This window comes from Gordonia sp. LMA484, from assembly GCF_058129505.1.
Genome location: NZ_CM176700.1, coordinates 3178958 through 3204378 on the forward strand (window position 1 = coordinate 3178958; position 25421 = coordinate 3204378).

21 protein-coding genes and 1 pseudogene are annotated in these 25421 nt (G+C 66.7%); 12 read left to right on the forward strand and 10 right to left on the reverse strand.

Translation table 11 applies throughout. The annotated features are described in order from the left end of the window. Positions 1-14 precede the first annotated feature (14 nt). The 4 genes from AC4AMJ_RS14000 to glgB all read left to right on the forward strand — a co-directional run bounded on the left by AC4AMJ_RS14000 (position 15) and on the right by glgB (position 7089). Positions 15-614 carry an isochorismatase family protein gene (locus AC4AMJ_RS14000; protein ID WP_489900576.1) on the forward strand — a complete coding sequence of 200 codons (600 nt, stop codon included), beginning with the start codon at positions 15-17 and terminating at the stop codon, positions 612-614. 40 nt (positions 615-654) lie between these two features. Next, positions 655-2781, forward strand: coding sequence for an ATP-dependent DNA helicase (locus AC4AMJ_RS14005; RefSeq protein WP_489918322.1), 2127 nt, complete (start codon positions 655-657; stop codon positions 2779-2781). A gap of 77 nt (positions 2782-2858) precedes the next feature. Continuing rightward, a complete protein-coding gene (locus AC4AMJ_RS14010) occupies positions 2859-4859 on the forward strand; it encodes a maltotransferase domain-containing protein (RefSeq protein WP_489918323.1) in 2001 nt (666 codons plus the stop codon). After that, positions 4819-7089, forward strand: coding sequence for a 1,4-alpha-glucan branching protein GlgB (glgB, locus tag AC4AMJ_RS14015; RefSeq protein WP_489900824.1), 2271 nt, complete (start codon positions 4819-4821; stop codon positions 7087-7089). Before AC4AMJ_RS14010 ends, glgB begins: the two co-directional genes overlap by 41 nt. A gap of 434 nt (positions 7090-7523) precedes the next feature. Here glgB and AC4AMJ_RS14020 read toward each other — a convergent pair whose 3' ends face one another. The 5 genes from AC4AMJ_RS14020 to AC4AMJ_RS14040 all read right to left on the reverse strand — a co-directional run bounded on the left by AC4AMJ_RS14020 (position 7524) and on the right by AC4AMJ_RS14040 (position 11745). Then, on the reverse strand, positions 7524-8507 hold the full coding sequence (locus AC4AMJ_RS14020; protein WP_489918324.1) for a tetratricopeptide repeat protein: 984 nt from the start codon (positions 8505-8507) through the stop codon (positions 7524-7526). A 41-nt stretch (positions 8508-8548) separates the two neighbouring features. Then, a complete protein-coding gene (locus AC4AMJ_RS14025) occupies positions 8549-9658 on the reverse strand; it encodes an MFS transporter (protein WP_489918429.1) in 1110 nt (369 codons plus the stop codon). 104 nt (positions 9659-9762) lie between these two features. Continuing rightward, a complete protein-coding gene (locus tag AC4AMJ_RS14030) occupies positions 9763-10068 on the reverse strand; it encodes a thiamine-binding protein (protein ID WP_489900572.1) in 306 nt (101 codons plus the stop codon). A 13-nt stretch (positions 10069-10081) separates the two neighbouring features. Next, positions 10082-10441, reverse strand: coding sequence for a DUF3817 domain-containing protein (locus tag AC4AMJ_RS14035; protein WP_489900571.1), 360 nt, complete (start codon positions 10439-10441; stop codon positions 10082-10084). 71 nt (positions 10442-10512) lie between these two features. Further along, the gene (locus AC4AMJ_RS14040; protein WP_489918325.1) at positions 10513-11745 is read right to left on the reverse strand and encodes an acetyl-CoA C-acetyltransferase; all 1233 of its coding nucleotides are present in this window, start codon (positions 11743-11745) and stop codon (positions 10513-10515) included. 80 nt (positions 11746-11825) lie between these two features. Between AC4AMJ_RS14040 and mce the strand changes: the two genes are divergently transcribed. From mce to AC4AMJ_RS14055, 3 genes are all read left to right on the forward strand, one after another. Then, positions 11826-12323, forward strand: coding sequence for a methylmalonyl-CoA epimerase (gene mce / locus AC4AMJ_RS14045; RefSeq protein ID WP_489918326.1), 498 nt, complete (start codon positions 11826-11828; stop codon positions 12321-12323). Positions 12324-12351: 28 nt separating this feature from the next. Further along, a complete protein-coding gene (locus AC4AMJ_RS14050) occupies positions 12352-13383 on the forward strand; it encodes a hypothetical protein (RefSeq protein ID WP_489918327.1) in 1032 nt (343 codons plus the stop codon). Positions 13384-13451: 68 nt separating this feature from the next. After that, a complete protein-coding gene (locus tag AC4AMJ_RS14055; RefSeq protein ID WP_489900567.1) occupies positions 13452-13871 on the forward strand; it encodes a nitroreductase/quinone reductase family protein in 420 nt (139 codons plus the stop codon). Between the two features lie 19 nt (positions 13872-13890). Here the strand turns inward: AC4AMJ_RS14055 and nucS are convergent, their stop codons facing one another. From nucS to AC4AMJ_RS14070, 3 genes are read right to left on the reverse strand one after another with little or no spacing between them, the layout of a single operon-like run. Continuing rightward, the gene (gene nucS, locus AC4AMJ_RS14060; RefSeq protein ID WP_489918328.1) at positions 13891-14574 is read right to left on the reverse strand and encodes an endonuclease NucS; all 684 of its coding nucleotides are present in this window, start codon (positions 14572-14574) and stop codon (positions 13891-13893) included. A gap of 48 nt (positions 14575-14622) precedes the next feature. Next, complete coding sequence (gene glsA / locus AC4AMJ_RS14065; RefSeq protein ID WP_489918329.1) at positions 14623-16077, reverse strand: glutaminase A; 1455 nt, start codon at positions 16075-16077, stop codon at positions 14623-14625. 9 nt (positions 16078-16086) lie between these two features. After that, positions 16087-17337: a helix-turn-helix domain-containing protein gene (locus tag AC4AMJ_RS14070; protein WP_489918330.1), complete on the reverse strand. Its 1251-nt coding sequence runs from the start codon at positions 17335-17337 to the stop codon at positions 16087-16089. Positions 17338-17527: 190 nt separating this feature from the next. On the opposite strand from AC4AMJ_RS14070, the gene AC4AMJ_RS14075 reads away from it, so the two are divergent. After that, positions 17528-19375 (forward strand): NAD(P)/FAD-dependent oxidoreductase, encoded by a 1848-nt coding sequence (locus AC4AMJ_RS14075; protein WP_489900563.1) that lies wholly within the window; start codon positions 17528-17530, stop codon positions 19373-19375. 78 nt (positions 19376-19453) lie between these two features. Here AC4AMJ_RS14075 and AC4AMJ_RS14080 read toward each other — a convergent pair whose 3' ends face one another. After that, positions 19454-20491: an aliphatic amidase gene (locus AC4AMJ_RS14080; RefSeq protein ID WP_489900562.1), complete on the reverse strand. Its 1038-nt coding sequence runs from the start codon at positions 20489-20491 to the stop codon at positions 19454-19456. Between the two features lie 181 nt (positions 20492-20672). Between AC4AMJ_RS14080 and AC4AMJ_RS14085 the strand changes: the two genes are divergently transcribed. After that, a complete protein-coding gene (locus tag AC4AMJ_RS14085) occupies positions 20673-21746 on the forward strand; it encodes an AAA family ATPase (protein WP_489900561.1) in 1074 nt (357 codons plus the stop codon). Continuing rightward, positions 21739-22161 carry a MarR family winged helix-turn-helix transcriptional regulator gene (locus AC4AMJ_RS14090; RefSeq protein WP_489900560.1) on the forward strand — a complete coding sequence of 141 codons (423 nt, stop codon included), beginning with the start codon at positions 21739-21741 and terminating at the stop codon, positions 22159-22161. The genes AC4AMJ_RS14085 and AC4AMJ_RS14090 overlap by 8 nt, the downstream gene beginning before the upstream one ends. Before the next feature lie 562 nt (positions 22162-22723). Here AC4AMJ_RS14090 and AC4AMJ_RS14095 read toward each other — a convergent pair. Beyond that, positions 22724-23194 (reverse strand): annotated as a pseudogene (locus tag AC4AMJ_RS14095) (hypothetical protein); the annotation flags it as partial. A 195-nt stretch (positions 23195-23389) separates the two neighbouring features. Between AC4AMJ_RS14095 and AC4AMJ_RS14100 the strand changes: the two are divergent. Further along, positions 23390-24250: an alpha/beta fold hydrolase gene (locus tag AC4AMJ_RS14100; protein ID WP_489918331.1), complete on the forward strand. Its 861-nt coding sequence runs from the start codon at positions 23390-23392 to the stop codon at positions 24248-24250. Positions 24251-24274: 24 nt separating this feature from the next. Beyond that, the gene (locus AC4AMJ_RS14105; protein WP_489918332.1) at positions 24275-25372 is read left to right on the forward strand and encodes a substrate-binding domain-containing protein; all 1098 of its coding nucleotides are present in this window, start codon (positions 24275-24277) and stop codon (positions 25370-25372) included. Positions 25373-25421 lie beyond the last annotated feature (49 nt).

A 25421-nucleotide genomic window follows, 5' to 3' on the forward strand; every position in this document is an offset into this window, starting at 1 on the left:
TCGGTCAAGCAGTCATGGGAGAACATGCTCCGAAACACCATGCGCTGGTCGTCGTCGACGTCCAGAACGATTTCTGCGAAGGCGGCGCGCTGGGCGTGAACGGCGGCGCGGCGGTCGCCTCGGCGATCAACTCGATCGTCGGCGACTACCGCACCGTGGTCGCCACCCGCGACTACCACATCGATCCGGGAGATCACTTCTCCGACCACCCGGACTTCGTCGACTCCTGGCCGCCGCACTGCAAGGTGGGCACCGACGGAGTCGCCTTCCATCCGACGTTCGACGCGTCGGTCGTCGAGGAGACGTTCTCCAAGGGTGAGTACAGCGCCGCCTATTCAGGGTTCGAAGGATCCACCGAAGACGGCGTATCACTTGCCGATTGGCTTCGCGAACACGGGATCACGCATGTCGACATCGCCGGGATCGCCACCGATCACTGTGTCCGCGCCACCGCTCTCGACTCGGTGAGAGAGGGGTTCGCGACCCGCGTGCTGCTGAACTTCACCGCCGCGGTCTCGGCGGAGACGTCGGCACAAGCGCTGACGGCGATGCGGGAAGCCGGTGTGGAACTCGAGGGTGACCTGCTCTACGACGGGTCGACCCACATCAGATGACCACATCCCCGACGACCTCCCACCGAATGACCACGACCGGATGACCCAAATCCCCTCGGTGACCGCACTGCTCGACACCGCGGTCACCGCCCTCGGCGGCAACCGCCGCGACGGCCAGGTACGGATGGCTAGTGCGGTCGCGCACGCCATCGACACCGGCGAGCATCTCGCCGTGCAGGCCGGCACCGGCACCGGCAAGTCGCTCGCCTACCTCGTGCCGGCGATCCGTCATGCAGTCGAATCCGGCCGCACCGTGGTCGTGTCCACCGCGACCATCGCGCTGCAACGTCAGCTGATCGAGCGCGACCTGCCCCGACTCGCGCCGGCATTGAAGGGCCCGCTGGAGCGCGAACCCACCTTCGCGATCCTCAAGGGGCGCGGTAATTATTTGTGCCTCAACAAGATTCACAGTGGCACCGCGGAGGAACCCGCAACGGAGCTGTTCGATGCATTCGAGTTGTCGCGAACCGGCCGCGAGGTGACACGGCTTCGTGAATGGAGTTCGGACACCGAGACGGGCGACCGTGACGATCTCACTCCCGGCGTGTCGGACCGGTCATGGCGACAGGTGAGCGTGACGGCGCGCGAGTGCCTCGGCGCCACGAATTGCAGCTACGCGGAGGACTGCTTCGCCGAACGATCACGACGGGCCGCGGGGAAGGTCGACGTCGTGGTCACCAACCATGCCTTGCTCGCCATCGATGCGATGAGTCCGGCGAGCATCCTGCCCGAACACGACGTCGTCGTCATCGACGAGGCCCATGAACTCGTCGACCGGATCACCTCCGTCGCCACTGCCGAACTGTCCGGCGCCGGCATCACGCTGGTGGCCCGGCGCTGCGGCAAGCTACTCGACGACGAGACCACCGACGCTCTGCTGGGCGCAGGCGAGAACCTCGATGCGGTCCTGGAGGAATCACCGGCACGCGAATGGACCAGACTGCCCTCGGGCATGGCCGAGGCGCTCGCCGGCCTGCGCGATCGTCTGCGGCTGGCCCGGAACGAGATCGGTCCTGTCCGGATGCCCGGAGCAGGCAGCGGCGGCGCATCGGACGAGTCGGCGGCCGCCCGCTCGGCCGCGCTCACCTCGCTGGAGGACACCCACGACACGGTGGTGCGCCTTCTGGGCGCTTTCGACTCGCCGGACGAGGCCAAACGCCACGACGTCGTGTGGGTGGCGCACGAGAAGGTCGGCGGCGACACGCGCGCGATTCTGCGGATCGCCCCGCTCTCGGTCGGCGGTCTGCTGCGGGCGTCGCTGTTCGCCAACGCGACGGTGATCCTGACCTCGGCAACGCTGACCATCGGCGGGAACTTCGACGCGCTGGCCGCCACCTGGGGGCTACCCGCCGCCGGCCGACGTGATGCCGGGAGCGAACCGAGCGGGCCACGAGATTTCGACGGCGCCGATCCCGCGGCGGAGCGACTCGCGGCGCCGGAGATCGGCGCGATGGCCATCGGCAAGAGTGCGCCGTCGGACACCGCACCGCCCCGCTGGTCCGGTCTGGATGCCGGGTCACCGTTCGATTACCCGAGGGCGGCGATCCTCTACGTGGCCCGCCACCTGCCCCGCCCGGGTCGCGACGCGATCGCCGACGTCACCCTCGACGAACTCGCCGGCCTGGTCGACGCCGCCGACGGACGGACGCTGGGCCTGTTCTCGTCCATGCGTGCCGCGCGGGAGGCCGCCGACGCGATCCGGGAACGTTGCGATCATCCCGTGCTCTGCCAGGGCGACGACACCACCTCCACGCTCGTGCGCCGCTTCGCCGAAGACCCGAGGACCTGTCTGTTCGGCACGCTGTCGTTGTGGCAGGGCGTCGATGTGCCCGGGCCTTCGTGCAGCCTCGTGGTGATCGACCGTATCCCCTTTCCCCGCCCGGACGACCCGCTGCTCACCGCTCGTCAACGGGCCGTCGAGGCACGGGGAGGTAACGGTTTCCTCACGGTCGCCGCAAATCACGCGGCATTGCTGCTCGCCCAGGGTGCGGGGAGGCTACTCCGTTCCACCGACGACCGCGGCGTGGTCGCCGTTCTGGACTCCCGGTTGGCCACCGCCGGATACGGTGGATATCTGCTCGCGTCGCTACCACCGTTCTGGCGGACGACCGATGGTGATCTGGTCCGTTCAGCGTTGGGCAGACTGGCCGCCATCCCCTACGGTTAGGGACGGCAGCGATGCCGGCGTCGCCACACCGGGAGCGCGCGTCAGTGAGGTCGCAGGTCTACGAGAGGAGGCCCCTGGTGATCGGGCGGATGGGGATCGACGATATCCAACCCCTGGTGTCGGCCGGACAGAACTCGGCGAAAGCCGTTGTCGGCGAGCTGGTCCCGATCAGCGCGACCGCATGGCGGGAGGGGCACGACGCCCTCGGGGTGACACTGCATGTGGACGGGCCCAATCGGAGCTCCGCCGACGTCCGGATGGAGCCCGCCGGCGAACCCGACGTGTTCAACGCTTCGTTCGTCCCGGACGCGGTCGGCTATTGGGTGTTCCGTATCGAGGCCTGGAGTGACCCGTACACCACCTGGCGATCGGCCGTCCTGAAGAAGATCGACGCCGGTCAGGGCGCCGCCGACCTCGCCAACGACCTCGAGATCGGTGCCCGGCTGCTGACCGAGGCGCGTGAGGTGGTTCCCGAGGACGCCCGGGAGACGCTCGATGACGCGGTCGCGCAGTTGCGCGCCCGCCGACGACGTGTCGAGAACCGGGTCAATCTCGCGGTCTCCGACGAGGTGGCCGACTTGCTCACCCACCACCCGGTCCGCGAGTTCGTGACGAAGTCACGGTCCTATCGCGTGTGGGTGGATCGACGGCGTGCGCTCGTGGGCTCCTGGTACGAGTTCTTCCCGCGGTCCACGGGCGGCTGGGACAACGAAGGTCAACCGGTGCACGGCACCTTCCTCACCGCCGTCGACGACCTGCCCCGGATCGCCGGGATGGGGTTCGACGTGATCTATCTGCCCCCGATCCATCCCGTGGGTGAGGTCAACCGCAAGGGCCGTAACAATTCGCTGGTCGCGGGGCCGGATGATGTCGGCTCACCGTGGGCGATCGGGTCGGCAGCGGGTGGCCACGACACGATCCACCCGGACCTCGGCTCCACCGAGGACTTCGCATATTTCCTCTCCAGGGCCGGCGAACTCGGTCTCGAGGTGGCCATCGACCTCGCCCTGCAGTGTGCACCCGATCATCCTTGGGCGCGTGAGCATCCCGAATGGTTCACCACCCTTCCCGACGGGACCATCGCCTATGCGGAGAATCCACCGAAGAAGTACCAGGACATCTACCCACTGAACTTCGACAATGACCGCAACGGGCTCTACCGTGCCGTGCTGAAGATGGTGCTCGGCTGGGTCGGGTTGGGTGTCAAGATCTTTCGGGTCGACAATCCGCACACCAAGCCTCCGAACTTCTGGGAATGGCTCATCAATGAGGTGAAGAAGCGCGACCCGGACGTGCTGTTCCTCGCCGAGGCGTTCACCCGTCCGGCGCGGCTGTACGGACTGGCCCGTCTCGGTTTCACCCAGTCCTACACCTATTTCACGTGGAAGACGCTGAAGTGGGAGCTCGAACAGTTCGGCAAGGAGATCTCCGAGCACGCCGACGAGGCGCGCCCCAATCTCTTTGTCAACACGCCGGATATCCTGCACGCCAGCCTGCAGCACGGCGGCCCGGGCATGTTCGCTCTGCGCGCCGCGCTCGCCGCGACGCTGGCGCCGACGTGGGGCGTGTACAGCGGTTATGAGCTCTTCGAGCACGTCGCGGTCGCCGAGGGCAGCGAGGAGTACCTGCACTCGGAGAAATACGAATTACGGCCGCGGGACTACAAGGCGGCAACCAGCCGCGGCGAGTCGCTCGAGCCGTGGATCACCACGCTCAACGAGATCCGGCGCCGCCATCCCGCACTGCAACAGTTGCGCCACATCACGTTCCACCATCTCGACAATCCCGCACTGATCGCCTATTCGAAGTTCGATCCGGTGTCCGGGGACCGGGTCATCGTCGTCATCAATCTCAATCCATTCGGTACCGAGGTCTCGACCGTGTGGCTCGACATGCCTGCACTCGGCTTTGACTGGCAGGACCGGTTCCTGGTGCGTGACGAGGTGTCCGGTCAGGAGTTCCATTGGGGGCAAGCGAATTACATTCAACTCGAGCCGTGGCATGCGGTCGCGCACATCCTGGCGCTCCCGCCGCTCGATGCCACCGCCGCCCGACGACTCGCCTACCGGATTCAGTGAGGTTGACGTGACCGACACGACCAAGAGCCAAGGCCCCGAACCGTCGGCGTCCGACCATGATCTGCGGCGGCTGTTCAGTCTGACCCATCCCGACCCCCACGCGTTCCTCGGTGCGCACGACGCGACCACCGGCTGGACCATTCTGCGAACCCTCCGCCCGGACGCCACGTCGGTTGTCGCGGTCATCGGTGGCGTCGACCATCCGATGTATCGACAGAGCGATGACCTGTGGGTGGTGGCGGTACCGTTCGAGGACCTGATGGACTATCGCTATCGGGTGACCTACCCCAACGCCGACGGCGGTTCCGACGACTACGTCGTGGCCGACGGCTACCGTTTCCTGCCGAGTCTGGGTGAACTCGACGTCCACCTGTTCTCCGAGGGCCGGCACGAGTCCCTCTGGGACATCCTCGGCGCGCGCATCGTGTCCTACACCACGCCTGACGGCGAGGTCGGGGGCACAGCGTTCTCGGTGTGGGCACCCAATGCCCACGGTGTCGCGGTCGTCGGCGATTTCGACAACTGGTCCGGCCGGCAGGCGCCGATGCGCATGATCGGCAGCTCCGGTGTCTGGGAGGTGTTCATCCCCGATGTCGGCGACGGCATGCGGTACAAGTTCCGTGTTCATGGTGCCGACGGAGTTGTCCGGGACAAGGCCGACCCGATGGCCCAGCGCACCCTCCCACCGCCGTCGACGGTGTCGGTCGTCACCGAATCCAGTTATGTGTGGTCGGACGAGGAGTGGATCACCAAGCGCACCACGGCAAGCCCGGTCGAGGAGCCGATGAGCGTCTACGAGGTGCACGTCGCCTCGTGGCGAATGCACCTGTCCTACCGCGAACTCGCCGTCGAACTCGCCGATTACCTCGTGGAGAAGGGTTTCACGCACGTCGAATTCCTCCCCGTCGCCGAACATCCATTCGGCGGCTCGTGGGGCTACCAGGTCACCTCGTACTTCGCGCCGACGTCACGCTTCGGTTCCCCGGACGACCTGCGATACCTCATCGACCATCTGCACTCCCGGGACATCGGGGTGATCATCGACTGGGTTCCCGCGCACTTCCCCAAAGATGACTGGGCACTTGCCCGATTCGACGGCACGCCGCTCTACGAGGACGGCGATCCGATGCGCGGCGAGCAACTCGACTGGGGCACTTACGTCTTCAACTTCGGGCGCCGGGAGGTCCGCAACTTCCTCGTGGCCAATGCGCTCTATTGGTTCGACGAGTTCCACGTGGACGGCCTACGTGTGGATGCGGTGGCGTCGATGCTGTATCTGGATTACTCCCGCCCCGACGGGCAGTGGCGTCCGAACATCTACGGTGGCCGGGAGAACCTGGAGGCGGTGCAGTTCATCCAGGAGACGAATGCCACTGTGCACAAACACTTCCCGGGTGCGGTGACCATCGCCGAGGAGTCCACTGCGTGGCCCGGCGTGACGCAGATGACCAATCTCGGTGGCCTTGGTTTCACATTCAAGTGGAACATGGGCTGGATGCACGACACGCTCGGATATCTGGGCCGCGATCAGGTGCACCGCAGCTTCCACCATCACGAGATCACGTTCTCGCTGATGTACGCGTGGAGTGAGAACTTCGTGCTGCCGATCTCTCACGACGAGGTCGTCCACGGCAAGGGAACGCTGTGGAGCCGGATGCCCGGCGACTCCTTCACGAAAGCATGCGGTGTCCGTGTCCTGCTCGCGTACATGTGGGCACACCCCGGCAAGCAGCTGCTGTTCATGGGCCAGGAATTCGGACAGACCGGCGAATGGGCCGACAACCGCAGCCTGGATTGGTTCCAGCAGCAGGGTTGGGAAGGCGAACTGCATTCGGGTATCTCGGCTTTGGTCACCGACCTCAATCGGGTCTACCGGAGCAGTCCCGCGCTCTACAGCCAGGACGCGACGCCGGACGGCTACGAGTGGATCGACGCCAACGACACCGCGAACAACGTGATCAGCTTCCTGCGTCACGGGAGCGACGGATCGGTGATGGCCTGCCTGTTCAACTTCTCCGGCTCCGACCGCGTCAACTATCGCGTCGGTCTCCCCCGGACGGGAGCGTGGTCGGAGGTGGTCAACACAGATTCGACCGCATACAGCGGAGGCGGAAAGGGCAACCTCGGCAGCGTGACCGCGGACGGCCCGGGCTGGCACGGCCGCGCGACCTCCGCCGAGGTGATGCTGCCGGCCAACTCGGCGATCTTCCTGGCCCCTGCGACGGACTGACCCTCCGATCCCTGACGAGCCTCCGAACTCGCGACGGACCCCCACCGATCCCTGACGAGCCTCCGAACTCGCGAGGGACCCCCACCGATCCCTGACGAGCCTCCTCGCGGGCAACCCCACCGAAACCTGACGAGCCTCCGCGCGGGCAACCCCCCTCCGATCCCTGAGGAGCCTCCGAGCTTGCGAGGATGCGTCACGAAGGGCGCCCTTCGTGACGCTCGGCTGGCGCCTCGCTCCTCAGGGACCGGGATGACCGCTCGGTCCTCACGACGCTCCTCAGGGACCGGGATGACCGCTCGGTCCTCACGACGCTCCTCAAGGACCGGGATGACCGCTCGGTCCTCACGACGCTCCTCAAGGACCGGGATGACCGCTCGGCCGGCGGCTCGCTCCCCATGGACCGGCGTTCGGCACGGGTTCTATCGGCGTCGCTCTCAGTACAGGGCCGTCGCGAGCTTGCGACGAGCGGAGATGACGAACGGTTCGGCCGGGTCGAAGAGCTCGAACAACTCGAGCAGGCGTGTGCGGGCCCTGGTCCGGTCGTCGCCTGCGGTCAGCTTCACGACGTTGATGATCCGGTCGAAGGCGTCCTCGGGTCGCTGCGACATCAGCAACACATCCGCGGCGGCCAGCTGTGCGTCCACGTCGGTCGGGGCCGCAGCGTCCACGATCGCCGGATCGTGCGCCTGGGCGCGCAGGACGAACTCGAGATTGCGCGCCGCCGAGGCAGCCTCGATGTTCTCCGGTTCGGCCTCGACGATCGCCCGGTACTCGGCGAGCGCTCCGTCGAAGTCGCCGGCGTTGAGCTTGTCCTCAGCGGCGACCATCCGGGGGTCTTCCGGTTCGGGTCCGGCGTCGGGCAGCCCACCGGGCAGCCCGTCCCCGAGCTGCGACAGGATCTCGCCGACCCATTGTGAGATCTCTGCTTCCGAACGCACGCCGTTGAAGGCGGCGACCGGCTGGCCCTGCGCGATGGCGACGACCATCGGGATCGACTGGACCCGGAAGGCCTGTGCGATCCGTGGGCTGGCGTCGACGTCGATCTTGGCGAGCACCCAAGCGCCCTGCGCCCGTGCCGCCAGCGACTCGAGGACCGGGGAGAGCTGCTTGCAGGGGCCGCACCATTCCGCCCACAGATCGACGAGGACCAGCTGCTGCTGCGAGCGGGCGAGCACCTCGGTCTCGAAGGTCTCGTCGGTCACGTCGATGACGGCGTCCTCGGAGCCCGTCGGGGGCGCGGAATCGGGCGGCGGTCCGGCGGACTGAGGCGCTGCGGTCGGGCGCTGCCCCTGTTGCCGCTGCGCGTCGGCGCGTTCCTTGAGGGCCGACAGGTCGACCGCACCCGACATGGCTACCGCTGCGGCAGCTTGTTGCCGAGCGGCCGCGGCCGCCTGCTGCCGATTCGTTGGTCGTGTCACTCCTCTAGTGTGTCATGCCGCCGGCAGGCGGATCATCGCTGTCACCGGGCCGGGGCACGCACGACACCGGCGGCCGCCGCGGCGAACACGAGCGCTCCGACAGCCACCACCAGCCCGATCCCCAAGCTGCTTCGCTGACTGATGAATCCGACCACCGCCGGTCCCGCGAGCATGCCCAGATACCCGCACCCGACGACGAGCGAGATCGTGCGTCCACTCGAGTCGTCGGTGAGGTTGCCCGCCGCGGTGAAGATCTGGGGAATCAGTCCGGCCAGGCCTACACCGAAAACCGTCCAGCCGACGATCGCGAGCCACGCCGACGGTGCCGACACGGCCAGTGTCATGCCGACGATGCCGATCACGGCGCCGTAGCGCACCACGGCCATCGGCCCCAGTACCGCCGCCACCGGATCGATGCCGAACCGCGCCAGGGTCATCGCCCCGCTGAACGCACCGAAAGCGATGGCTCCGACCGACTCGCTGGTGCCGAAACTCTCGACGACATGTAGTGCACTCCAGTCGTAGGCGGTCCCCTCGGCCAGCATGAGAGCGAAGGCGACCGCGGCGAGGAGGAACAACCGTCGTCGATCGATCGCGTCCCACCAACGACCGGGTCGCTCTCCCGCGGCCGTCGTGCCGCCGACCTCCGACGCCCGAGGACCCGGGTCGCGCCTGAGCAGACCGCTCGCGACGCAACCGGTCACCACCAGGCCGACGAGACCCGAGACAGCCACCGTCGCCATGACCGGGACATCGAGCCACAGCATGAGAGCCACGATGCCGGAGCCGAGCAGTCCACCCACCGAGAAGAACCCGTGAAACGACGACATGATCGGCCGGCCGTAGCGGCGTTCCACCGCGACTGCCTGCGCGTTCATCGAGACGTCGAGCGCGCCATTGGCGAACCCGAAGGCCGCCAGCGCCGCCGCAAGGGACCACGCGGTGGTGGCGCCGACCGGTCCGAGGACCACCAGCGACAGCAGGATCGCCGCGACGATCGTGGTCGGACGCGATCCCCACCGGTCGATGACGGGCCCGCAGACCTGCATTCCGACGAACGCGAAACCACCGAGCAGCAAGAGCAGCCCCCCGAGTGCGTCGTGGGAGACCCCCGTGCGCTCGGTGATCACGGGGATGTGAGCAACCCACATCGCGGCGAGAAAGCCGTTCAGCGCGAACACGGTCGTCGCGGAGGCACGTGCGCGCCGATCGGTCGCCGTGACCGACGGCCGCCCGGCCTCGCGCACGTCACCCGTCACGTGAGATGCCGGTCGATCCGTTCGACCTTTCCGGTCATCTCCCCGGTGTGACCCGGTCGGATGTCGGCCTTCAGCACGAGTCCGACGCGGGGCGCATGCTCGGCCACGGCCTCGGTGGCCTGCCGGACCACGGCCATGACCTCGTCCCACTCGCCTTCGAGATAAGTGAACATCGACGTCGTCTGGTGCGGCAGACCAGAGGCGCGGACGACCCGCACCGCCGCGGCGACGGCCGCGCTCATCCCACCGTCAGCGTCGACCGCATCGCCGCCGGAGGGCGTCAGGCTGAAGGCGACGATCACGGCCTCACCACCGTCAGGCCGCCAGACGCTGCGGCGCCTGCTCGGCGGACAGCTCGGCCAGATGACCGTTGCGCTGGGCCCACCATTCGAACACCAGAGTGCCGAACGGCGGGATGCTCGAGAGCAGTGCCAGGCCGGTCACAGTGGCGTTCCAGCGCAGTTGGACCGCTGTCACCACAGAGATCACCACGAAGATCACGAAGACGATGCCGTGGACCATGCCCGGGACGGCCACCGCCTCGGTGTGTCCGAGGACCCACTTGAAGAACATGGCGATCAGCAGTGCCAGCCACGTGATGGCCTCCACCACCGCGATGAACCGGAAGCGCTTGGCCGGGGTACTGAGATCGAAGAATTGCGACATGGCTTCCATTGTGCCGAATCAGATGGCGTTATACGACAAGGTGTAGTAGAGGTCTCCCCCTACTACACCTCGAGCCCAGGTCAGCTCTTGGGCACCCGAACGATGAGCGCGTCACCCTGACCGCCGGCACCGCACAGTGCTGCTGCTCCGACGCCGCCACCGCGACGCTGCAGTTCGAGCGCCAGGTGCAGGGTGATCCGCGCACCCGACGTGCCGATCGGATGACCGACGGCGATGGCACCGCCGTTGACGTTGACGATCTCCGGATTGATGCCGAGCTTCTTGGTCGAGGCGAGTCCGACGGCCGCGAACGCCTCGTTGATCTCGATCAGATCCAGATCGGACGGCTTGATGCCGGCCCTCGCGCATGCCTTCTCGATGGCGTTGGCGGGCTGCGCCTGCAGCGACGAATCCGGTCCGGCGACGACGCCGTGCGGTCCGATCTCGGCCAGCCAGGTCAGGCCCAGCTCTTCGGCCTTCGCCTTGCTCATCACGACCACAGCGGCGGCGCCGTCGGAGATCTGCGACGAGTTGCCCGCGGTGATCGTGCCGTCCTTGCGGAAGGCGGGTCGCAGGCCCGAGAGGGAGTCGGCGGTGGTGTCCGCGCGAACGCCCTCGTCCTCGGCAAAGGAGACCGGATCGCCCTTGCGCTGCGGGATGCTCACCGGCACGACTTCGTCGGCGAAAACGCCGTTTTTCCAGGCGATCGCCGCGCGCTGATGGCTTAGCGCCGCGAACTCGTCCTGCTCGGCACGGGTGAAACCGCGGGTCATATCGTCGGCGGCCTCCGCAGCGACGTCATTGCCCTGCTCGGTCAGCGCACCCATCGGCTGATCGGTGAACGCGTCCCACAGCCCGTCGTAGGCCATGTGGTCGACGAGTTCGGTGTTGCCGTACTTGAACCCGCTCCGGCTGCCCGGCAGCAGATGCGGCGCCTGGGTCATCGACTCCTGGCCACCGGCGACGACGCACTCGAACTCGCCCGCACGGATCAGCTGATCGGCGAGCGCGATCGAGTCGATTCCCGACAGGCACATCTTGTTGATGGTCAGGGTCGGTACATCCCACCCGATACCGGCCTTGACCGCGGTCTGACGGGCCGGCATCTGACCGGCACCGGCCGTGAGGACCTGGCCCATGATCACGTAATCGACCGCCGAGGCCGGGACCCCGGAGCGCTCGAGTGCGCCCTTGATCGCGATGGCTCCCAGATCGACCGCGCTGAAGTCCTTCAGCGACCCCTGCAGACGCCCGAACGGGGTCCGCGCGCCCGCGACGATGACAGTCGACGATTGTTCGGTGTTCGTGGACATGGGAGACCTCCAACATGGGATAAACCGGCAGACCGAGCGCCCGCTCTGTGAGCTTTTCCCTTCAACGCTACCGTTAGGACATGACGACCTCAGCAACAGACCCCGCAGCATCAGTCTCCGCCACCGAGCTCATCTCCGACCTCGTCGTCGCGATCGATCATGTCGGCATCGCCGTGCCGGACCTCGAGGTGGCCAAGCAGTGGTATCGCGACCACCTCGGGTTCGAGACGCTGCACGAGGAGACGAACACCGATCAGGGCGTCGTGGAGGCGATGGTCGGGCCCCGCAGCGCGGGTGAGTCCGGCGGAGCGGTGATCCAATTGCTGGCGCCCCTGACCGAAGAGTCGACCATCGCCAAGTTCCTGGATCGCAACGGACCCGGCCTGCAGCAGCTCGCCGTGCGAGTCACCGATGTGGAAGCGGTCAGCACCCGGCTCACGGACGCGGGCGTGCGCGTGCTGTACCCGGAACCCCGGCGCGGCACCGCAGACTCTCGCATCAACTTCGTGCACCCGAAGGATGCCGGCGGCGTGCTGCTCGAGCTGGTCGAACCCGCGTCCGGTTCCACAGGTCACTGATATTCGCCACTGAGATAAACTGTGCCGCATGTCAGCTCCCGCACCGCGGCACCTACCCTTCGCCGTCGTCATGCGCGGCTTCGATCGCGATCAGGTCGCCGAGCACCTGCAGCGCATGGATGCAGAGCTGCGTGTGCTCGCGGCCGATCGGGATGCCGCCACCGCCAACGCACATGAGCTCGCCGCCCACCTCGAGGAGGCTCGCGACGAGATCGAGGAGTTGCGTCGCGAGGTCGACAAACTGTCGGTGCCCCCGACAACCGCGCAGGGAATGAGTGAGCGGCTCGGCCGCATGCTGCAACTCGCATCGGACGAGGCCTCGGAGATCCGAGCGGATGCCGCGGCCGAGGCCGCCGAGGTGACCTCCATCGCGCGTCAGGAGGCCGCGATGATGCGTGATGACGCCGAGGCCGATGCCAAGCGCATGCGCGACGAAGGCGCGAAGACCGCCGAGAAGACCATCGCCGACGCCGAGCAGCGGGCCCGGCAGGTCCGCGAGAAGGCTGACGAGCTAGCCGCCCATGCTGCCGAGGAAGCCGAGGAAGCGGCCAGGCTCATCGCCGAACGCACGGCGGCCATGGAGGCCGAACACAAGGAGACGATGGACGCCGCCAAGGACGAGGCGCGCCGGATCGTCACCAAGGCCAAGGGCGAGGCCGCCGAGCTCGAGTTGCAGAGCACCCGAGCGCGGCAGGCCGAACGCGAACGGCACGACGCCGAGCTCGCCGCGCAACGCGATCGTGCCCGGCACGAGGCGGCGCGGATGAAGGAGACCGCCCAGGAGATCGCGACCGAGCGGCTGGCCCGCTCCCGCGAGCTGGCCACCCAGGCCGACCTGGCTCGCAAGCAGGTCGTCGAGCAGCTGAATCAGGTGCGCGATCAGGTCTCCAAGCTCCCGGCGCAGCTGGCCGAACGCCATCAGGACCTGGCCGACCTCACCGACAACGACGACGTCGAGCTGCTCAACCGGGCCCTGTCGGCACAATCGCAGGTCAAGCGGTCGCCGAGCAACGGCAACACGGTCAACAGTTCGGCGGCACAGGCGGCGACCCGGCCCTGAGCCGAGACACCGACTTCGGCGCCTCGCGAATGTCGGCGACAGGGGCCCGATACCGCTACGATCCCGTCATGAAACGGCGGGCATTCGTGACCCTCAACCGCGCGGTCAACGCAGTGATCTCCTGGCGCAAGCCACGCCGATTCCGAGGCGCCGACCTTCTGCTTCTCACCACCACCGGACGCAAGAGTGGCAAACAGCGCACGACACCGCTCATATTCACGACTGACGGCGACCGATGGATCGTCGCCGCGTCGAACGGCGGGGCCGATTGGCAGCCGGGTTGGTGGTTGAACCTGAAAGCCGGCACCCCCGCAACGGTCGAGCTCGCAGGCGCGGTGACACCGGTGATCGGGACCGAGCTCACCGGCGCCGACCGCGAAGCGATGTGGACGACCCTCAACGACGACGTCTTCGACTACCAGGGCTATCAGGACAAGGTGCGACGAACGATCGCCGTGGTGGCGCTGACACCGGCGAAAGTCACCTGACCGCCGGGATCACCACCGCTCAGAACAACCGGAACTCAGTGCTCTCCGCGCCCCGCAGCGCGTCGTAGTCGAGGACCAGACAACGGATCCCGCGGTCCTCGGCAAGCGTGCGGGCCTGCGGCTTGATCTGCTGCGCGGCGAAGACGCCCGTCACCGGCGCGAGGGTCGGGTCACGGTTGAGCAATTCGAGATACCGCGTGAGCTGTTCCACCCCGTCGATCTCGCCCCGGCGCTTTATCTCGACGGCGACCGTCGCTCCAGCCGGGTCTCGGCAGAGCAGATCGACCGGCCCGATCGCCGTCATGTACTCGCGCCGGACCAGGGTGTGTCCGGTGCCGAGGGTGTCGACGTGCTCGGCCAGGAGTTCCTGCAGATGAGCTTCGACACCGTCCTTCACCAGCCCTGGATCGACGCCGAGCTGATGCTCTGAATCGTGCTCGATCGACGCGATCGTGATGCGCAGTTCCTCGCCGGCCTTGTTGGTCACCACCCAGTAGGCGTGCGCCTCGACACCGTCGGGAACCGGGGCCTCATCCATCCAGCACGGCGGACTCATCCAGTTCAACGGTTTGTAGGCCCGGTCGTCGGCGTGCACACTCACCGATCCGTCCGACTTGATCAGCAACAGCCGCTTGGCCATCGGCAGGTGTGCGGTCAACCGCCCGACATAATCCACTTGGCATTCCGCGATAACCAGACGCACGTTGGTCAGCTTAACGGTGGGCCGTCAGCGTGCCCGGACACCCCTGGCTCAGGAACCGGCGAACATCTCCCCTCGGCCGTATCGTTGCTTCAGCTGGAACGCCTCGGCATCGGTCACCGCCTCCTCCATCGTGGTGTGCACATGCGGAAGAGTGGGATCGAAGCCGCGAAGCGCCTCGGGCGCAACGATATCCGGAACAATCTGATCGTTTCGATGACGTTCCACGCTGGCCCGCATGACACCGTCCGGGTCGACGACCATGCCGCGCTGCCCCCGCTCGTCCAAGGTGTGTTTGTAGCTCAAGACCATGGTCCGGGCCACCGGGTCGACCACCCCGATGCGCGAGATGTCGACGATCGCCACGTCGAAGTCGTCGAGGTCGTTCTCGAGCCGGCGCATCGCCGACTCGGCTCCCGAGAATGTCAGGTCACCTTGCAGCTCGTAGACCCGCACCCGGTCTCGACAGGTCGTCAGGAACCCGCGTTCACGGGTGGACCACTCGTCACCGACGTCGAACTCGCCGATGTCGTAGACCGCTCGAATCGTCACCCGGCTCTCGCGTGTCAGGTTGAACATGTGCAGGCCGAGGTCGGTCGACAGGTGACGGCACGTCGCGGTACCGCGCACGCTGTTGCCGTGCCGATCGAGTCGTGGCGAATAGATCCCGATCCCCAACTGCGCGGGCAGCACCGCGAGGATTCCACCCCCGACACCGCTCTTCGCCGGCAGACCGACCGACGACACCCAGTCGCCGGCCCCGTCGTACATGCCGCAGGTGGTCATCACCGACAGCACGCGCTGCGCCACCTCCTGCGTCATGACCTGGCGTCCGGTGCGAGGGTTGAGGCCGCCGTTGGCGAGGGTGCAACCGATGACGGCCAGGTCGTCGGTGGTCACCCGAAGCGAGCACTGGCGGTAGTACAGATCGAGGGCTGCCTCCGGATCGGTGTCGACGATTCCGAAGCTGTCCAGCATGTAGGCGATCGCACGGTTGCGGGCGCCGGTCTTCGACTCGGACCGATAGACCTCGTCATCGAGCGCCAGTCGCCGGCCCGCACAGGCGGCATAGAAGTCGGTCAGCTCGTTGAACGTGGCGTCGACGATGCCCTCGCCGATGTCGCGAACCGGCGGCAGCAGGAGCGCGGACGCCATGATGGCGCCGGCATTGATCATCGGGTTCTTGGGTCTACCGCGGTCGTCGACGCTGATCTTGTTGAACGCGTCGCCGGACGGCTCGACGCCGATCTTGTCATCGACCTCGGCGTGGCCGAGCCGGGTGAGCACCATCGCATAGGTCAGTGCCTTGGAGACAGACTGGATCGTGAACTCCACCGCGCTGTCGCCCTGGGAGTAGACGTGGCCGTCGTGCAGACAGAGTGAGAGCCCGTAGCCGTCGGGATCGACCCGCGCCAGTTCGGGTATGTAGTCGGCGACCTTGCCGGAGCGATCATCTGCACAGATGGCCATGATGTGACGGAGGTATCCGTCGACGTGGGTGGTCACAGATCAAATCTACGGATATCCGCCCATCGACGAACCCGGACCGTGCACAGTGACGACGACTCCGTCCGCAAATCGGTACGGGTGCGCGGCCAGCACGCCGCCGAGATGTTTGCGCAGCCTGGAGATCTCCGCACGTACGGTGACAGTTCGATCGCCATCGCCGAACAGGTGACCGGACAGTTCCGCCGCGGTCTGCCCCTCCGGGTGACGGGCGAGGAGCGCGAGAATGTCCGCGTGCCGTGGCGAGGGCTGCATCACCCAGCTGCCGACAGCTCCCGAGACAGACAATCGCGGGTGCCGATCATCGGTGAGGTCGAGGTCGACGGTGGTGGCCGACGCGTCGCTGTTCGCCGTGACCCGGACCAGCCATCCGCCGGGCAGCGGCTCGAGGTCGCACTCACCCAAGTCGTTCAACCACATCCGGCCGGGCACGGCCTGACGCGGCAGGAGGACACGAGCCCGCGGGGTGACGGCCTCCAATGCTGCCACCCAGCCGTGTTCGTCGATCGCCAACGCCGGGACCCCGAGTCGGGCGAGCATCGGCGCCGCCACCGAACGCACCTTGTCGAGCTGTCGGCGGTGATGGTCACGCAATTGCGATTCCGCGAGTCTGGCGACGACATCGACCAGGGCCACGGTCGTCGGGTGGATGGTCGCCGCCGGACCACTGACGTCGACGACTCCGAGCACGGCGCCGGTACGCGGGTCCCGGATCGGCGCACCTGCGCAGGTCCAGGCGTGATGGCTGCGCACGAAGTGTTCCGCCGAGAAGATCTGCACGGCGCGTCCCGCCGTCAATGCCGTCCCGATCGCGTTGGTGCCCACCGATCCCTCGGCCCAGCTCGCCCCCTCGACGAAGCCGAGCCGGTCCGCGCGCTGCAGGACGCGCGGTGTGCCGCTGCGCCACAGCACCCGCCCGTCCGCGTCGGCGATGACGAGGATGCTCTCGGAATCGGTGATCAGCGAGTCCAGCCCACGGGTCAGATCGTCGAGGACCGCCAACAACCCCGAGTCGCGTCGACGAAGTTCGAGGTCACTCCCATCGAGCCCGTCGTCGGGCACGTCCGACTCGGGATCAACTCCCGCGAGCAGGACACGATCCCAGGACTCGCGAATCACCGGACGCGGCGTGGCCGGCATCTTCTCCCCTGCCATCGCCGCGTCGTAGACGGCCGACAACAGCTGGGCATAGTGACGCGGATTCTCACCCGCGGAGACTGCGGGCTCGGGACCGACGTCGACATCACCGCGCACTGACACGACTCGATTGTGCTCTCGATCACAGCGCCGGCGCAAAGCCGAGGAACCCGTTGCAGGGGGTTGCACGACGTCACCGCCGGCCCGCAACCCGCTGCAACCCTTGCCGGGGCCGGGCACCGAGGCGTGTGCTGTGGATCACAGCAATCACACGTCCTGATCACGTCCGTATGGACCCGACGAGGAGAGATCCATGACCCAGACAATCGAGCCACCCACCGCGCTGGATTCCCGCCCGGTCGACCCGCAGATGCGCGTCGACGCCTGGCTCGCCGATTTCGAGGCCGCGCTGGCCGCCCGGGACATCTCCCGGGCGACGGCGCTGTTCGCCACCGACAGCTTCTGGCGCGACCTCGTGTCGTTCACCTGGAACCTCAAAACCGTCGAGGGCCGCGAGCGGATCGCGGACATGTTGTCCGACCGTCTGGCCGACACCGACCCACACGCGTTCCGGACCAGCGAGACGCCCACCGAAGATGGTGAGGTCGTCTCGGCGTTCATCGAGTTCGAGACCGCGACCGGTCGCGGGGGTGGGCACCTGCGTCTGAGGCCCGACACCGAGAGCGGCGACGATCAGGCCTGGACGTTGCTGACGACCCTGCAGGAACTCAAGGGTCACGAGGAACCCCAGGGGGCATCCCGGGTTCTCGGTGCCGTGCACGGGTCGGACCCGGACCGGCGCTCGTGGGCCGAGAAGCGCGCGGACGAGGAGGCGTCGCTCGGGCGGACCCAGCAGCCGTACGTGCTGGTGATCGGCGGCGGCCAGGGCGGTATCGCCCTCGGTGCGCGGCTGCGTCAGCTCGGCGTGCCGTCGATCGTCGTCGACCGCCACGACCGGCCCGGCGACCAGTGGCGCAAGCGATACAAGTCCTTGTGCCTGCACGATCCGGTCTGGTACGACCATCTGCCCTATCTGCCCTTCCCGGCGAACTGGCCGGTGTTCGCACCCAAGGACAAGATCGGCGATTGGCTGGAGTTCTACACGAAGGTGATGGAGGTGCCGTACTGGAGCAAGACCACGTGCCTGTCCGCCACCTACGACGAAGCCCGCGGACAGTGGACGGTCGAGCTGGACCGCGACGGAGAGAAGATGACCCTGCATCCGACGCAACTCGTGCTGGCCACCGGCATGTCGGGCAAGGCCAACGTGCCGACGATCACCGGGCAGGACGTTTTCACCGGCGAGCAGCACCATTCGAGTCAGCACCCCGGACCCGACGGATACGTGGGCAAGAAGGTCGTCGTGATCGGGTCCAACAACTCGGCACACGACATCTGTAAAGCTCTGGTTGAGAATGGGATCGACACCACCATGGTGCAACGATCGTCCACCCACATCGTCCGCTCGGACTCACTGATGGAGATCGGCCTCGGCGCGCTGTACAGCGAGCAGGCCGTCGCGGACGGGATGTCGACCAAGAAGGCCGATCTCACCTTTGCCTCGCTGCCGTATCGGATCATGCACGAGTTCCAGATCCCGCTCTATGACCAGATCCGCGAGCGCGACAAGGACTTCTACGATCGGCTCGAGGCGGCCGGCTTCGAGCTCGACTTCGGCGACGACGACTCGGGGCTGTTCATGAAGTACCTGCGACGGGGTTCCGGGTACTACATCGACGTCGGCGCCTGTGACCTGGTGGCCGACGGGACCATCAAACTCGAGCACGGCCAGATCGACCATCTGACCGAGAACAGCGTGGTCCTCGCCGACGGCACCGAGCTGCCCGCCGACGTCGTGGTCTATGCGACCGGGTACGGATCGATGAACGGCTGGGCCGCCGACCTGATGGGTCAGGATGTCGCCGACCGGGTCGGCAAGGTGTGGGGCCTGGGGTCGGACACAACCAAGGATCCCGGGCCGTGGGAGGGCGAGCAACGCAACATGTGGAAGCCGACGCAACAGCCCGGACTGTGGTTCCACGGCGGGAATCTCCATCAGTCGCGACACTATTCGCTCTACCTCGCGCTGCAGCTCAAGGCCCGCTACGAGGGCCTCGACACCCCCGTGTACGGGCTGCAGGAGGTGCACCACCTCAGCTGATCGGAACGCCGATCTGACCGAACTCGCCCCGGTCGCCCATCGACAAGCTCTGGGCGACCGGGGCGTTCACGTCAGTGCTCAGGCCTCCATGACCTTCTCACTCGGCAGGTCATAGACCGGACACTCGGCCACACCGATCGTCTCGCGGGTGATGGCCTCCACCTGCTTCTGGGTCGCCTCGGCATCGTTGACCCAGTTGCGGTAGAAATCGAACGGGCATTCGGCCACGCCCTTGTCCCCATCGCCGCCGGCGAGCACCCCGGTGTAGCCGCGATGCAGCAATTTGAACAGGTGGTTCTGCGACTGGTCGAACCGGCGGGCGTCACGGATCGTCGACAACGACAACTGCGCGTACTGCACGCCGTACTCCTCCTCACCACACTCACCGAGTGTCCGCCCGTCGAAACCGATGATCGCGCTGTGCCCGAAGTAGGAGTACACACCGTCCCACCCGGTGGCGTTCGCGACGGCGACGTAGCAGTTGTTGGCCCACGCCATCGCCTTCGCCATCAGCACCTGCTGATCCTTTGCCGGATACATGTACCCCTGCGGGCGGACGATGAGTTCGGCACCTTTCATCGCGCAGTCGCGCCAGATCTCCGGATAGTTTCCGTCGTCACAGATGATGAGCGAGATCTTGAGCCCCTTCGGGCCATCGGTCACGTAGGTCTGCCCGCCGGGATACCAGCCCTCGATCGGCGTCCAGGGCAGGATCTTGCGGTACTTCTGCACGATCTCGCCCTCGTCGTTGATGAGCACGAGCGTGTTGTACGGCGGCTTGTTCGGATGGTCCTCGTGACGCTCCCCGGTGATGGAGAAGACGCCCCAAGTCTTCGCCTCGCGGCAGGCCGCCGAAAAGATGTCGGTCTCGTCCCCCGGGACGGTCGCGGCCGTCGCGAACATCTCCTCGTTGTCGTACATGATCCCCTGCGTCGAGTATTCCGGGAACACGACGAGATCCATGCCCGGAAGCCCACTCTTCATCCCCACCACCATCTCCGCGATCGCCTTGGCGTTGTCGATCACCTGTTCGCGGGTGTGCAGTCGGGGCATCTTGTAGTTGACCACCGCGACGCCCACGGTGTCCGGACTGGATGCGATGTCGCCATGACGCATAGCGATTCCTTCTGTCGTCGGTTCGAGAGGGTTTACTTCCAAACGGAAGGTTATCCGGTTTGACACTAGACCGCGATCAGTTGCGACGACGTTTCTCGCACGTAGAAACCGTGTGAATACCCCTCGTGACACATCCGCCGCGGCCGTGATCTACTTTCAATCGGAAGCGAAGGAGGTGGCCATGTCGGGGTACATGTCGGTGAAGTTCAACGATCTCGACACGACGCAGGGATTCCGACTGGGCGATCTCCGCTCCCCCGAGCAGCTGGCCGAGACCCTCCGCGCGTCGATCATCGGGCAGGACAGCGCCATCGAAGCGGTCGTGCGCGCGCTGACCATCGCCGCCGTCGGGATCCGGAATCCCCACCGCCCCATGGCTTCCCTGCTACTGGTCGGGCCAACAGGTGTGGGGAAGACCGAGCTGGCGAGGCAGGTCGCCCGCAACGTCCGGGGCGACGCCGACAACCTCTGCCGGATAGACATGAACTCGCTCGCCCAGGAGCACTACGCCGCGTCGCTTTCTGGTGCCCCGCCCGGCTACGCCGGTTCCAAGGAACAGTTCACCCTCTTCGAGCGCGACAAGATCGAGGGCAGCGTCTCGCGACCCGGGGTGGTCCTGTTCGACGAGGTCGAGAAGGCTCACCCGACCGTCCTGCGTTCCCTGCTGCAGATCCTCGACACCGGGACCCTGCGCCTGGCGTCCGGGACCACATCGATCGACTTCCGCAACGCCATCGTTCTGTTGACGTCGAATCTGGGCACGCGTGAGGTGCACGACATGCGCCGCCCGCTTCGCGATCGATCGGCCCGCCAGATCGCGAGGGCCGTGTTGGACCGCTTCGCCAGACGCGGTGACGACGAGGCCGCGGTGGTGATGAACTCGGTGCGCGAATTCTTCGACCCCGAGTTGTTCAACCGTTTCGATGAGATCGTCACGTTCGCGTCGATCGATCCGGTGGTCGCGGACAGCATTGTCGACCTCGAGGTCGACCGGCTCGTCACGGCCCTCGCCGCGAGGGACGTGATCTGCGATGTCACGCCGGCGGCGCGATCGCGGCTGGCCCAGATCGGTTTCGACGCCCGGTACGGAGCGCGCCAACTGCACCGGGTTTTGCGCCGAGAGCTCCACGCACCGATCGCCACACTGATGGTGACCCGCGGACACCGGTCGGGATCACCCCTCACCATCACCGTCACGTGTGACGGCTCCGACCTTGAGATCGTCGCCCACACCGAGGAGGGCACCGTTGCCTGATGACTCCGCGCCACCCCTGCTCCTGCAGATGCATCGCGCGCTGGCCCTCGTCGAGGACCGGATGACTCCGGTGTTCGACGAACTCGGCGTGACCGCCGAACAGTGGCGGATCCTGGTCGTGCTCGCCGAGGGTGAGGGTGGCGGCTGCACGATGACCGAACTCTCCCGTCTGGCGGTACTGCCTGCGGCCACCACGACGCGGACGATCGACAAACTGATCTCCCGGGCGCTGGTCTATCGACGAGTCGACCCGCTGGACCGACGGCGGGTGATGGTGTTCCTCAGTCCGCACGGCTCGCGGGCGTTGGAGTCGGTCGACAGGCGCCGACAGCAGATCGAGCACGAACTCGCCTCGGTCGTCGGGTCCCGCCGGTTCCTCGCGCTCGGGGACGGTCTCGACCACCTGATCCCCTGACGGTTCCGGGAACACTGACGCCACAACGTCTCACCTCGGCCACGTTCGGTGCTCACCGCTTTGGCATGTCAGCACCGATCTCGGCCGCGAACGCGCGGAACTCCGGGTGTCCGGGGAGTTTTCGCACACATCCCGCCACGAGCTCGCGAGCCGTCGCGGTGTCCCCGCCCCGGTGGGCCAGCCGGGCCGCGAAGAAGTCCTGCTCGGCCCCGGCCAGGTAGTCGTGCTTCGCGATGTCTCCGAGTACTCCGCCTGGGCTGTCGTCCAGGTTGTCCAGCAGAAGGTCATGCCAGGCCACCAGGTCGTCGCCCGGGTTCCCGGCGAACCTGGGCCGCCCGGCATCATCCAGTGCCAGTACGTAGTGCCGCCCGAATCGGTCCCATACTTCGCCGCCGTGCAGCATCTGGGCGAGTACCGCTGCCAACGTGGTCTCCTTGTCGGCGACCCGACCGAAACCGGAGCGTGTCCACCCACACCGCGCTTCCCACCGAATGAGTTGCGGAGCGGCCTGGGCGGCGAACGCCTCGAAACCTTGACGCTCCAGCGTCGACTTCCACAGCACGGCGACTGCGTCAGATACCACGAATCCGGCGGCTTCCACAGGGTCGTGAGAGCGGAAGAGGTCGGAATCGGCAGTCTCGCAAGCAAGGTCGATCAGCGATTCCAGGGCCATGGATGCAGGCTCGGGCTGGTCGGTGCTCAATGCCTCCTGGGTTGCCGACACCAGTCGCTTGAACGTGAACCTCCAACGCGTGCGCTCCTTCGGGGACACTCGGCGATCCCCTCCCAGATATGCGCCTGACCGCGCCAACGCGACGAACTCAGCCACCTCTCGGCCGAGCGCGGTGGCATCAACGGTAGGTTTCGGCGCACGGGTGGCGCGCCCGATCCCGGCGCCGGTGATCTCACCCTCGATCCGCTCACGCAGATCCGCGGAGCCACGCCAATAGATGTTCCACAACGCCTTTCGGAGCCGCTCATCATCGAGTTGGGCGGCGACGCGAAAGAATTCTTCCCGGTTCATGCGGTTCATGTCTCTGTCACTCTTGTTTGACTGGCTTCCTGGGGCATCTGCGATTGAACACGAGACATTGCACCCGACGAAACCGACCAGGCGGAGCCGCGCGGCGGCCAGTGCACTCAACAACCTGGACCGTGCGCCGGCCGAGGTGACCACCCGTCTGCCCTGAGCGTGCGAATCCGCCTCCGGAACTGCAACACTGGGACGGTGATCCCACCTCTGCACAGGACAGTCGAATGGGCCGGGCGGACGGTGGCGTGGGAGCGGTTCGGTACGGGTCCCCCGATCGTCTTTCTGCACGGGACGCCGTGGTCGTCGGCCCTGTGGCGCCCTTTTGCACTTGCCCTCGCCGACGATTTCACGGTTTACCTGTGGGACATGCCCGGCTATGGACAGTCGTCGAAACACCCCGGGCATCGGGTCGACCTCGGCGTCCAGGGCGAGCTGTTCGCGTATCTGCTCGACCGATGGTCGCTGCAGCGGCCGCACGTGATCGCTCACGACTTCGGCGGTGCGGTGGCGCTGCGGGCGCGACTGCTGCACGGCGCGCAATACGCGTCGCTGTGTCTGGTGGACGTGGTTGCACTCAGTCCGTGGGGCTCACCGTTCTTCACCCTCGTCAATCAGCACCCGGAGGTCTTCGAGCAGCTACCGGCCCCGGTCCACCGCGGAGCCGTCGAGGCGTACATCCGCACGGCCGCGCATACCCGACCACGTGACGAGGATCTGGACATGCTGGTCGAGCCGTGGCTGGGCCCGGTCGGACAGGCCGCGTTCTATCGGCAGATCGCGCAGGCCGACGAGCGATTCACCGACGAGGTCGAGGGACGGTACGCGTCGATCGAGGAACCGACGCACATCGTCTGGGGATCGGACGACACCTGGATTCCGCCCGAACGTGCCCGGCGCCTGCACGCTCTGCTCCCGAACTCGTCGCTGACCGAGGTTCCCGACGCCGGCCATCTGATCCACCTGGACGCTCCCGTACGGCTCTCTGCCGAACTCACACGGTGGACGCGTGAGCAACGATTGCCGCGGTCGGCTGATGCTGCGGAAACCCCTCGGTAACGAACCGGGCGCACACTGGGACCGATGGCGCGAACGCACGGCAACGCACTCATGCATCTGGGACTCGTGATCCCACAGAGCGGCCCGTCGGGCATCTTCGGACCGTCCTGTGCAGCGAGCGCACAGCTGGCGGTCGAGGAGATCAACCGGCGAGGCGGCATCCTTGGTCGCGAAGTCGCCGTGACGACGATCGACGGAGGAGCCAGCGTCGACGCAGTCGCCACGGAGGTCGCCGCGCACCTCGATACCGATGGTCGCGGCACAGGAGGTTTCGACGCGGTCATCGGGTGGCACACGTCAGCCGTCCGGCGCGGTCTGGTGCAGGTGCTGCGTGGCCGGATTCCCTACGTGTACACCGCCGTGTACGAGGGCGGCGAGTCCGCCCCCGGAACGTTCATGACCGGCGAGGTGCCGGAGTTCGCCCTCCTCCCCGCACTGGACTGGATGTCCGAGGAGATCGGCGCCCGCCGGTGGATCATCATCGGCAGCGACTACGTGTGGCCGCGGATCACCGCGGCGAGGGTCACCGCGCAATTGAACGGCAGGGGCTCGGTGGGGACGATCGTGTCGTCGATCTTCAAGCCGTTGGGTACTTCCGAGTTCGGAGATGTCCTCGACCAGATCGAGCGCTCCGACGCAACCGGCGTCCTCGTCCTGCTGCTCGGCGAGGACGCCGTGCAATTCAACCGTGCGTTCGGAGCCCGAGGCCTGCACGACCGCTGTGTGCGACTGAGCCCGCTGATGGACGAGAACATGCTGTTGGGTTCCGGACCTCTCGGCGCGCGGGGCCTCTATTCGGTGTCCGGGTATTTCGAGTCGCTCGCGACACCGTTCAGTCTCGACTTCGAACGACGGTACGTGAAACGCTTCGGCCTCTGCGCCCCACCGCTGACGTCCCCCGGCGAATCCTGCTACGAAGGCCTTGCACTGCTCGAGGAACTCGTCCGTCGGGCGGGCACAGTGGCTACTGCGGCGATCGAGCATGCTGCCGGTGAGTCCCCGATCTACACGAGTCCGCGCGGCGAAGTGCAGTTCTCCGCTCGGCACTTACGGCAGGATGTGTTTGTGGCCCAGGCGGACGGTCTCGAGTTCGACGTGCTCGCGCAGGTGAGCAGCGCGTGACCCCTGCTCGGCGCCCTTGCCGCTGAGCCACTCCACGATGTCCAACGGA